This is a genomic window from Helicobacter sp. 12S02634-8, assembly GCF_002272865.1.
GTDB lineage: Bacteria > Campylobacterota > Campylobacteria > Campylobacterales > Helicobacteraceae > Helicobacter_J.
Window position 1 is genome coordinate 120,681 of record NZ_MLAP01000005.1, and the last position, 11,816, is coordinate 132,496.

Consider the following 11,816-nt stretch of genomic DNA (forward strand, 5'->3'; position numbering starts at 1 on the left):
CAAAGCTTGTTTTAAACTTTGATTATTGCTTCAAGTTCAAGAGAGTATTGAGAATTTGATCGGAGGTTGTTACGGCTTTAGAGTTTGCTTGAAAGCCCCTTTGGACAACGATGAGCTGGGTGAGAGAGCGGCTCAAATCCACATTACTCATCTCAAGCTTAGAGCCAGACACTCCTCCGCGCCTACCTGTATTAGCCGCCCCAATCATTGCTTGCCCTGAGTTCCCTGTCTGAGAAAATACATTCCCTCCCTCTGATTGCAAGCCCGTGTTGTTTGCAAAATTTGCAAGCGCTACTTGAGCGAGTGCGAGGCTTTTGCCATTGCTAAAAGCCCCTAAAAGCGATCCATTAGAGTCAAATCGCACATCCATCAAATCCCCTGCTTGATAGCCATCTTGGTTGATCGCATAGGTTTCTGAAATCTTATCGACACTCGTAAGCCCTCCAAAGCCCCCACTCACACCAAAATTCAAATCAATCCTTTGGGGAGCATTGGAGCCGTTTTTAGGGTCAAACTGCAGCACAGGAGGGTTCATACCCGCCAAAGAGCCATCGCTATTGAATCGCAATCGCCCACCCTCAAAGATATTAGGCCGCATGGGAGAAGCTCCATAAATCTCTGCAGGCTCTGGCACAATCGCCCTGAAATTCCACTCTGCCCCACCACTTTTATAAAATTCCAAGCGCAAAGTATGTTTTGTCCCCAAGCTGTCGATGATATCAATGCTTGTGCTATGGATAGCGTGTGCGATTTTTGAACTGCTAGTTGCCACACCCCCCTCAATCAAAGAAGCCGTATTGAGAGCCTTCATCGTGTCTTTAAATAAAACATTGTTGGTAACATTATCTGAAGCATAGCTGCTGACAAAAATATTTAAATTCTGCTTGTTTTCATCGCCATTGTCTTTGTTGGCTATCTCAAACATACCATATTGATTCACGGTGACAGACACCGAAGCTGTCGTATCGCTATAATACATCATCGGATCTTTGATCATATTTGCATCATATTGCATCAATGCCCGCAAATCTTCAGTCGTCCTGAACTGCCCTGTAGCCGAATCAGGGCTGACAGACTTGGTATAGCGGTATCTAAAAGATGTGATATCAGCATCGCCTTCAACAAAGTTAGAAAATGCCCCTGTCCCTGAAGCAGTGATTCTGATATTTTTTACCTTTTCATCGCCATCAAGCTCGTTTTTATTCTCCAAACGCAGCATATTTTCATCGACATAAGCCTCAACGCCTGTCTTGTCTTTGAGCGCATTGATAGCATTTTGCGCAGCAATCAAGCTAGAAATCCCGCTCACGCCCGAATCATTGGTAAAAGATATTTGTGTGTCATTGAGCCCGATGGTATTGACTTGATTGGAAGCAAAGATTTCATTTTTCATCTCTGCAGTTTTATAACTGATCCAAATCCCCTGATTCTCACTCAAAGAAAACGCATCGCCATCTTGATTGAAAAGTGCCCCCACATCTTCTGCCATCTGCGTGAGATTAGTCTTTGAGTCATACATCGGATTGACCCCATCAGCAGGCGTTTTCACAGAAGAATCCAGCGCAAAAATACTCCCTGTCTGATCGACATGCCTGCCTGCGTTCAGATTGGCCCGCATTGAAATTTCTGAGCTAGCCCTCGCTGGCATTACCATACCCGGATCAATGCGTATATTTTCCAATGGCCCTGTATTATCGACCTTGAAAAAATCCGAATCACTCATTTTAGAGGCATTTTCCATATCATTTCTGACCCAGCCTTGGACGACATACCCCCCTGTGGTCACGAGATTGCCATCAGAGTCAAACAAAAACTCGCCATTGCGTGTGAAATTCCTTGTAGTCCCCCTATCAGGGCTTATCACAAAAAATCCCTCACCCTCAATCGCTAAATCTGTCTTGACATCAGTGTTTTGTGTATTCCCTTGCGAAAAAACCTTTGAAGTCGCATCTACAGCCACACCCAAACCAACTGAAAAATCATTTTGCCCCCCTAAGCCATTTTTATAAGGAGAAGTGGCAATCAGTTTGATTTGTGAAAGCATATCCACAAATGAAGCCCTCGAATACTTGAAACCCACGGTATTCACATTTGCAATATTATTGCTCTCTATATCAAGTGCTATTTGGTGAGCTTGCATCCCACTCACACCAGACCACATAGACCTAAGCATACAAAAATCCTTTGTGTTTTTTATGGAATCAAAGCAATAAGTGTGCCAAATATTCAGAAAATTTTCAGACCCAACCACCCAAAAGGCGATAAAGGTGATAAAAGTAGTAAAAGCAGTAAAGAGCGATAGAGAGTGCTAGAAAAGCACAATGCTAGAGAGATGGCAAAAGCTAGCCCTTGCCCTTGCCCTTGATGGGGCGATATGTCGATTGGATTAAATCAATCCAATCAGTATCTAGCAAGAATAAGTAGAGATGAATTCAAAGGGGTGGGGTCTGCCCTCCCAAGGCCAAATCTCTGTTTCAAACTTAAAGCTCTTATAAACTTGTATGAATTCTTCGGTAAATACACCACCCTCTTTGAGATATTTCCTATCAGCGAGCATTTCTTCTATCGCCGTTCTGAGTGTATGGGGCATTTGCTTGATACCTTTTTCTCTGATTTCATCTAAAGTCAGTTCAAACAAATCAATATCCATCGGCTCTCCTGGGTGGGTCTTTAGAGAAATCCCATCTAGCCCTGCCATCAATATCGAAGAAAATGCTAAATAAGGATTGGCCGAGCTATCGGGGAATCGAAACTCCAAGCGCGCACTCTTTTGTGAGATCCCATAAGGTATCCGCACACTAGCACTTCTATTTTGTGCTGAATAAGTCAGAATAGAGGGTGCTTCAAAACCAGGGATCAGCCTTTTATAGGAGTTGGTAGAGGCATTGGTAAATGCTGCGACACTTCTAGCGTGCTTCAACACCCCGCCCAAAAAATATAGCGCCACATCGCTCAAGCCCTGATACTTGTCCCCACCAAAGAGGTTTTTGCCATCTTTCCAAATGCTGATATGTGTATGCATACCACTGCCATTATCGCCAAACAAAGGCTTAGGCATAAAGGTCGCTGTTTTGCCATTGAGATGGGCAACCATTTTGACTACATATTTGAGCTTTTGGACATTATCGGCTGCTTCGACCAAATCGCCAAATTTAATCCCCACTTCCCCCTGCCCTTGGGCGACTTCGTGATGGACTACAAAAGTTTCTAAACCAACTTGATTGAGGACTTTGACAATCTCTGCACGCAAATCCATCATCGAATCCACTGGTGGCACGGGAAAATACCCGCCTTTTGTGCCTGGTCTATGCCCTGAATTGATCCCGCCCTCAAAGCTCCTATCTCGATTCCACTCGCCCTCCTCGCTATCGATCTCATAATATTGACAATTCACAGCGTCTTTGATCTTGATAGAATCAAAAATAAAAAATTCATTTTCTGGACCAATATAGACCATATCGCCAAGCCCACTCTCTTGGAGATGGGAAAGCGCTTTTTTAGCCAAACTTCGGGGGCATTTTTCATAAGGCTGATTTTTATAAATATCCCACACATCACAAAACACAACAATCGTTGTATCAGCTGTAAAAGGGTCGATAAAATACCTCACAGGATCTGGAAGCAAAATCATATCAGAATGCTGAATCGGCTGCCAAGCCTTGATAGAGCTCGCGTCAAAGGGAATCCCATCTTGAAAGCTCTCTTGTGTGATCGCACTCAAAGAATAAGCCATATGATGCCACACCCCCTTGACATCTGTGAATCTAAAATCCACAAACTCCACTTCATTTGCCTTGCAAAAATCAAAAAACTCTTTGATACACTCTAGCCGATCACTCTTTGGGGTTCCCATCGTATTTCCTTTCATAAACAAATAGATTTTTGGATCTCATTATTTTATCATTGTATAGCTAAAAAATAACCAATCCCCCAACAGCCCCCTATTTTGGCATATCTCAAGAGCAAACTTGCGGCTATTGGCTCAGATATGTGATTTTTGCTGCCAAAGGCGCACGCAAGCAGAGATACTAAAGCAAATCAAAAAATAAACCAAAGCCAAAAAGCCAAAAATAATAAACACATCAACACTCGCAGTGTATTTTCCCAATATCACCTGCCCTGCACGCGTGAATTCGACAATCCCTAGCCCTGCTAAAAATGAGCTGTCTTTGATGGTAGTGACAATCTGAGAGAGGAGCGAGGGGATAATATTACGGAAACATTGGGGCAAGATGATATAAATCAATGTCTGCCAAAAGCTAAAGCCTTGAGCTTGTGCGGCTTCAAACTGACCTTTGGGGATAGAGTTTAGCCCTCCGCGCACAATCTCTGCCATCACAGAAGATGTGTATAGAAAAAAGGCTATGCCGCCTTTGATGGTGAGCGTGAGATCAGGTATCAAAAACACACATACAAACATCCATAGCAACAACGGCGTGTTTCTAAAAATCTCGATATAAGCCCCTGCAATTTTTTGAGCCAATCCGAAAACAAACCTACCTCCATAGTTTCTCAAAACGCCCAAAAAAGACCCAAAAACAATCGAACAAGCCACCACGCACACAGAAAGCCAGAGCGTGACCCCAAGACCTTGGAGAAAATATTTCAGATTATCGGGGGTAAAGATTGCTAAAAAATTTTGCCAAAACATCGCTCCCCTCCCTTATCTGATGAGTTCTTTTGACTTGAGACTATCTTCATAGAATCGCGCAAACTTTGCCAAAGGAAAGCATAAGAGAAAATACAAAAGACCACAAAGCATATACGCTGGCGCATAATTGAGCGAATTAGAAGCATAAGAATCTGCTGAATACATCAAATCAGCCCCTGCAATGATGGATAAAACAGAGGTGTTTTTGATGAGATTGACAGCTTGATTGGTCAATGGAGGTAAGATAATCTTGATGGTTTGGGGCAGAATAATATAAGCCATTTTTTGGGCATAAGTAAAGCCTTGGGCTTGGGCAGCTTCAAACTGACCTTTTGCAATCGAAGTAATCCCTGTCCGAATCACCTCAGAAACATAAGCCCCGTGATAAAGCCCCACGCCCAAAACACCGATAGTAAAGACATCAAGCACCACGCCCAAGATAGGCAAACCATTATAGAGAAAAAACACCTGTATCACCAAAGGCGTATTTTGGAAAAATTCTACATAAATGCGCGCAAATGCCCTAAAAATACCGATACTCGAAGTCGAAAGCAGACCAAAAATCACCCCCAAGCACAAAGCCAAACACAAGCCCAAAATCACCACGCCAATAGTCATCAAAAACCCATCAACAAACAAATGCCAATGGGCAAACAAATCCTCCCACCTCCAAAGAGCAAACAAACTATTTCCGTCCATTATCTGCCCTTATTGCAATCCCCATTTTTTAATCAACGCCTCTAAAGTCCCATCTTGTTTCTTTTCATTGATGATTTTATCGACAAAATGGAGCAGGTCTGTGTGGGATTTTTTGATAGCAATGCCATAGTCTTGTGGGGCAAATTTATCTGGAAGTATCTCTGTGCTCGCGTCTAAATAACCATACAAAATCGAACGATCCACACTAAATGCATCGATCCGATTAGAATCTAAAGCTGCTTTGATATCAGGATAAGTCGCATATTCAGAAAATTTCACTTTGATACCTAGCTCTTGGGCTCTTTGGGTGATCGCTTGCTGAGAAGTGGCTGATTGCGCAACGCCTATAGTAGCGCCGTTCATATCAGCAAGACTTTTATAGCCCTTTGTTTTCTTGACTAAAAGCCCCACAGCATCGGTATAATAAGGTGTTGAAAAATCATAAATCCTCTTTCTTTCAGACGTGATAGTAAAAGTCGCAATCACCATATCCAAAGAGCCATTATCAAGCAAAGGCCCGCGCGTTTTAGCCGTAACAGGGACAAGTTCTAAGGCATTTTCATCACCAAAAAGCGCCTTTGCTAACATCTTTGCTATATCGATTTCAAAGCCATTGATTTGCCCTGTCTTGGTATCTCTTAGACCAAAATGTGGCACATCATCTTTGACCCCTACAATCAGCTTGCCCCGCTTTTGGATCATACTCAAATCCCCGCCTTTATCAGCCCCTCCTCCTCCTGAAGAGCAAGCCACAACTAGAACTGCAAACACTGCACCTAGCAAACTGATGATTAACTTTTTCATTGTTTTCCTTTGTGATAGATTGATTTATTTGATAATCTTACTCAAAAACATCTTCGCCCGCTCTTGGGTGGGGCTATCAAAAAAGGCTTGGGGCGTGTTTTCTTCGATAATCTGCCCATCGTCCATAAAAATCACCCGATCTGCCACCTCTCTAGCAAAGCCCATTTCATGCGTCACCACAACCATTGTAGTGTTTTTCTGCCCAGAGATTTCCTTCATCACATCAAGCACCTCTTGAACCGTTTCAGGGTCAAGGGCTGAAGTGGGCTCATCAAACAAAATAATCTTTTTTTGCGTGCATAGCACCCTTGCGATAGCGACCCTTTGCTGCTGCCCTCCAGAGAGCGTGTTGGGATAAGCGTCTGCTTTTGACTTCAGACCCACAACATCTAAATATTTATAAGCCAAAGCAAGCGCTTCATCTTTGGATTTTTTCTGGATTTTCATAGGAGCGAGGATAAGGTTTTGCAAGACGCTCATATGGGGGTATAGATTGAAAGATTGGAATACCATCGAGCATTTTTTGCGTGCGATTTCAAGCTTGGTTTTATGCGTGAGCTCGATTTCATCGATAAAAATATGCCCTGCGCTGATTTCTTCTAATCCGTTCATACACCGAATCATCGTGCTTTTACCCGACCCGCTCGGCCCAAGTATCACCACTCTCTCCCCTTCTTGGATCTCAAGATTGATGTTTTTTAACACATGATGGTCACCAAAATATTTATGCACACGATCAAGTTTAATCACTCAAAGCCTTTGTTGCAATTATTAAAATTTATTTTTCATCATATCATTTCAGGGCGATTTTTATCACAAATTTTATACCCCCCACACCCCCATAGGATACTTTTTGTAACACCCCCTATCACCACCCCTTTACACAAACTCTCTAATTTTGGTCTGTTTTGGGCGTATGGGTCATTTGATAAAGAAGCGTGCAACCCAAAAGAGCGATCAAAGCAATAGGAACCATCGCATAAGTAAAGCTCCCTGTAAAGCTTCTGATGATACCAATCAGAGTAGAGCCGATGAAGCCTGCTAGATTGCCGATAGCATTGATTTCAGCAAGCCCAAAGGCAACCAAGCCAGCAGGGAGATATTCACTACACAGCGCCCAAAAAGGCCCTTTAAACATATAAGTCGCACTCACAGCCACAACCAAGCACACCATCACCAAAAACGCGTGACTAAAAACAAAAGCCATCACAACAAGAAAAATACTCACGCACAACAAAGGGATTTGCGTATGATACACACGCTCGCCCTTAGTGTCTGAAGACCTACCCCATACAATCATCAGCACACACGCCACCCCAAAAGGAATCGCGTTCAATACGCCCATCGCAATCCCTGAAAACCCTAAAGAATTAAGAATTGATGGCTGCCAAATCGCAAGGCATTGCGAAGCCCCCGACGCCCCTGCATAAATCACAGCAAGAGCAAGGATTTTTTTATTGAATAGACTTTTGAAGCTAGCAGATCTGATGCTTCCCTTGGGCTGAGAATACAGCTCAGAGGCAAGCCACTGCTTTTGGGTGTTTGTGAGCCATTTGGCCTCTTGGGGTTTATTGGGGAGTAAGAAAAAAACCAAAACACCCAAAATAATCGCTGGTATCCCCTCAAGAATAAAGAGCAGCTGCCAATCTCTCAGACCCAACAGCCCATCTAGCTGCATGATACTTGCTGAAATCGGTGAGCCAATGAAGCTTGAAAGGGGCACAGAAACCATAAAAATCGCAATGATATTCGCGCGATATTTAGGAGGGAACCAATGAGTGATATACAAAATAATCCCTGGGAAAAACCCCGCTTCTGCGATACCTAAAAGCAATCGTATCAGATAAAACGACTTCTCCCCACTCACCAACGCCCCACACACTGAAACAATCCCCCAAGTCACCATAATCCGACTAATCCAAACCTTAGCCCCGACTTTTTCTAAAAACATATTGCTAGGGATCTCAAACAGCACATAAGTGATATAAAATAACCCCGCACCAAAGCCAAACGCTGCCATACTGATATGCAGATCCATATGCATACTCTGCATAGCAAACCCCACATTGACCCGATCAATAAACGCAATCAAATAGCCTAGCACCAATAGCGGGAGCAAACGATAAGAAATTTTTGTAATCGTGGCATTTTGTGAGTCCATATTCAAATCTCCTGATTCTTTTTATATCTAAAATATAAAATACTTGATAAAAATTATATATAAATCTACATATGACACACCATTGATTGCATAATAATCAACATATAATCACCCCCCCCCTCGCACAAGCACTCAAATCTGTCAGATACTTACAAGGCAAAATAAGCTATGATAAAATTTAAAACTTTGAGATAAAAACTTAAGAAACAGAAAAGAAAGGTAAATCATGCGCGTTTCTAAAATACAATCGATTGAGCCAGATGTTGTAGATTTAGTCAGCACTTGGCTCAAATCTTATGGTCTTCCCTATCAGCTAGAGCAAGGGCATATGGGTGATGAAATAGAAAATGCGCTCAAAAGCTATTATTCTAAAGGGGGGGGGGCGGTGGTAATCGCGTTGATGTCAAGCTCCTACTCGAAAACAAAAAAGACCTAAAACACTATCCTATCTTGATCGAATGCAAAGGTTATAAAGACAAACTCATCAAACTCAATCAAGATGGGCAAGTTGATAACAAAACAAACAAAAACGAACCCAACTTTGCAAACATCAAATCATACGCCCTCAATGGCGCTGTGCATTATGCCAATGCCTTACTCCACTACACAAAATATACAGATATCATAGCCATAGGGATCACAGGGAGTAAAGATCTCAACGGCAAAATAGAACCTCAAATCGCAGTTTATTGGGTATCAGCAAAAAACTATGGCCTAGGGCAAGAAGTGGATAAATACTCGGATTTGTCCTTTCTGAAAAAAGAAAATTTTGAAGATTTTATAGCAAAATGTCAAAATTTAGACCTAGAGCCCGAAGAGCGCGAAAAGCTCAAGGCAAAAAGAGAGCAAGAGATAGACGCCAGTCTGATAAAACTCAATAACGATATCTATAAAACCGAACAAGGTCTGGGAGAAAAGGAGCGTATCTATCTAGTGGCTGCGTCTATTATGGCAACTCTTGGGGTCCCAGGAAAGCTCGCACCCCTTGAAAAATCAAAACTCGAATCATCACAAGAGCTAGGCAATAAAGATGGAGATATTATCCTTCAAAAAATCAAAGCCTTTTTAAACGAAAAACAATTACCAGCTGATAAAAAAGATATGATCGCTAGAACATTGGAAACCCCTCTCACTAGGGCTAATATCAATGAAGCTCAAAACGGAGAGAGCCAGCTCAAAAGAGTTTTTACAAAAATCGTAGATGACTTGGGTATCTACTATAAAATCGGCTTGACAACAGATTTTGCTGGCAAGCTTTTTAATGAAATGTATAGTTGGCTGGGCTTTGCTCAAGACAAACTCAATGACATAGTCCTCACGCCCTCTTATGTCGCTAGGCTTTTAGTCAAGCTCGCAAGGGTCAATAGGGATTCTTATGTATGGGACTTTGCGACTGGGTCAGCGGGGCTTTTGGTCGCAGCAATGCATGAAATGCTCCTAGACGCCAAAGAAAATATCAAATCCCCCGACGCCCTCAATGAAAAATCCCTCAAAATCAAAGCCGAGCAGCTCTTAGGTCTTGAGATCATCGAAGAAGTCTATATGCTCGCTATTTTAAATATGATCATGATGGGAGATGGCAGCTCAAATATCTTGAATCAAAATTCATTGAATTTCAATGGAAATTATAGCCTTGGGAGGACTGATAGCTTTCCTGCTGATGCTTTTGTGCTCAATCCTCCTTATTCAGCTGATGGCAATGGTATGGTCTTTGTGCAAAAGGCTCTTTCGATGATGCATAAAGGCTATGGCGCCATCATTATCCAAGCCTCTGCAGGCTCTGGAAAAGCCAAAGAATACAATCAAAAAATCCTAAAAACAAACACGCTCCTAGCGAGTATCAAAATGCCCCCCGATCTATTTTTAGGCAAATCAAGTGTCCAAACTTATATCTATGTCTTCAAAATCGGCGAAGCGCACCAAAAAGAAGACACGGTCAAATTCATCGATTTCTCCAATGACGGCTACACGCGCTCAAATAGAAAAAAATCAAGCTGCAACCTCAGAGATACAGACAACGCAAAAGGCCGCTATGAAGAGCTATTCAAGCTCGTTCGCTACGGCAAAAAGAGCTTAAATATTTTTAGCGAAAAAGAATATTTTGAAGGCACAATCGACCCAAACAACGGAAACGACTGGAACCAAAGCGCCCCCATAGACACAAAGCCAAGTTTAGAAGACTTCAAAAAAACCGTGGGAGATTACCTCGCGTGGGAAGTGTCTAACATACTCAAAAATCAAAAAGATAGCTCGGGAAAGTAACTTCCCCACTCAACGAAAAACTAAACAATGTCGAGTGGGGTGAATATAGAGTTGGGGATTTGTTTGAAATAACCACAGGCTCTTTACTAAAAACCAACATCAATGTTGGTGCAATCCCTAGAGTTTCTGTTAGAAATGTTGACAATGGTATTTTAGGGTATTTTGATACAGAATCGATTGAAGAAGCTCGCCATAATGAAAATTATATTTCTGTAAATTTCTTTGGAAATGCATTTTATCAACCTTATAAATCAAGTTTAGAGATGAAAGTTCATTGCCTTAAATTAAAGGATAGAGATTTTACGCAAAATTCGGGATTATTTGTCACTTCGATGTTAAATAAAACTTTTATAAATGAATCCTTTTCTTACGGCAATCAACTATCGAGTAGTGATTTAAAAAACAATAGCTTACATATCCAACTTCCAACAAAAAACAACGCAATTGATTTTGAATTTATGGAAAGTTTTATAAGCGAACTCGAAGAGGAGCGCATAAGCGAACTCGAAGAGGAGCGCATAAGCGAACTTGCCGCTTACCTCAAGGCAAGCGGCCTAGATAGCTATGAACTATCTAGCGAAGAACAAAAGGCATTGGCCGACTTTAGCAGTTCAGATATTGGGAGCGAAAATTCAATTTGGCAAGAATTCAGACTAGGTGATATGTTTGAAATAGTAGGAACAAAATCTCTCGATAGTAATGCAATTGAATTCGAGAGAATTGGAATAAATTTTATTGGAAGAACTTTTGAAGACAATGGTATTCAAGGTAAAATATCAAAACAGAATTTTGAACCAAATGAACCATTTACAATTACTGCAACTGTTATAGGAAATTACAAATATGTAAAATATCAAGAAGAACCATATTATTGTTCTCAAAATATAAATAAAATTACTCCAAAATCAAATTTTACAAGATGGAATAAATTTATTGCTTATTTCGTTGTCGCTAATATTCAAAAATTTGTTTCTATTTATGATGGTCAACAAGGTGGTTACAAATTAGATGACATAAAGGGACATTTAATTAAGCTCCCAACCAAAAACAACGCAATCGACTATCAACTGATGGAAACACTGATTGCAGCGATCCAAAAGCTAGTTATCAAAGATGTGGTGCTCTATAGTCAAGAAAAAATCCAAGCAACCCGAGCTTGTATCACAAAATCTCAAAGATAAATCCCCTCTCTTAGGCGCGCCCTAAGAAGCTCTAAAGACATCATATTTTGCAAAAATA

The 11,816-nt window shown here is 41.5% G+C and carries 8 protein-coding genes and 1 pseudogene; 2 read left to right on the forward strand and 7 right to left on the reverse strand.

Annotated elements, in window-relative coordinates:
- Positions 1–22: 22 nt before the first annotated feature.
- The 7 genes from flgE to BKH46_RS04630 form a co-directional block, all read right to left on the reverse strand.
- Positions 23–2,173, reverse strand: a complete 2,151-nt coding sequence (gene flgE, locus BKH46_RS04600) for a flagellar hook protein FlgE (protein WP_095225663.1) — start codon at positions 2,171–2,173, stop codon at positions 23–25.
- Between the two features lie 234 nt (positions 2,174–2,407).
- Positions 2,408–3,853, reverse strand: a complete 1,446-nt coding sequence (gene glnA / locus BKH46_RS04605; RefSeq protein ID WP_095225664.1) for a type I glutamate--ammonia ligase — start codon at positions 3,851–3,853, stop codon at positions 2,408–2,410.
- Positions 3,854–3,982: 129 nt separating this feature from the next.
- Positions 3,983–4,651, reverse strand: coding sequence for an amino acid ABC transporter permease (locus BKH46_RS04610; protein ID WP_095225665.1), 669 nt, complete (start codon positions 4,649–4,651; stop codon positions 3,983–3,985).
- A 12-nt stretch (positions 4,652–4,663) separates the two neighbouring features.
- Positions 4,664–5,350, reverse strand: a complete 687-nt coding sequence (locus BKH46_RS04615; protein WP_095225666.1) for an amino acid ABC transporter permease — start codon at positions 5,348–5,350, stop codon at positions 4,664–4,666.
- Positions 5,351–5,359: 9 nt separating this feature from the next.
- Positions 5,360–6,154: a transporter substrate-binding domain-containing protein gene (locus BKH46_RS04620; RefSeq protein WP_095225667.1), complete on the reverse strand. Its 795-nt coding sequence runs from the start codon at positions 6,152–6,154 to the stop codon at positions 5,360–5,362.
- Between the two features lie 24 nt (positions 6,155–6,178).
- Positions 6,179–6,904, reverse strand: coding sequence for an amino acid ABC transporter ATP-binding protein (locus BKH46_RS04625; RefSeq protein WP_095225668.1), 726 nt, complete (start codon positions 6,902–6,904; stop codon positions 6,179–6,181).
- A 142-nt stretch (positions 6,905–7,046) separates the two neighbouring features.
- Entirely contained in the window at positions 7,047–8,315 is a 1,269-nt protein-coding gene (locus tag BKH46_RS04630; RefSeq protein WP_095225669.1) for an MFS transporter, read from the reverse strand.
- Between the two features lie 226 nt (positions 8,316–8,541).
- Between BKH46_RS04630 and BKH46_RS04635 the strand changes: the two are divergent.
- Positions 8,542–10,577 (forward strand): annotated as a pseudogene (locus BKH46_RS04635) (N-6 DNA methylase).
- Positions 10,578–10,636: 59 nt separating this feature from the next.
- Positions 10,637–11,758, forward strand: coding sequence for a restriction endonuclease subunit S (locus tag BKH46_RS09665; protein ID WP_095225670.1), 1,122 nt, complete (start codon positions 10,637–10,639; stop codon positions 11,756–11,758).
- Positions 11,759–11,816 lie beyond the last annotated feature (58 nt).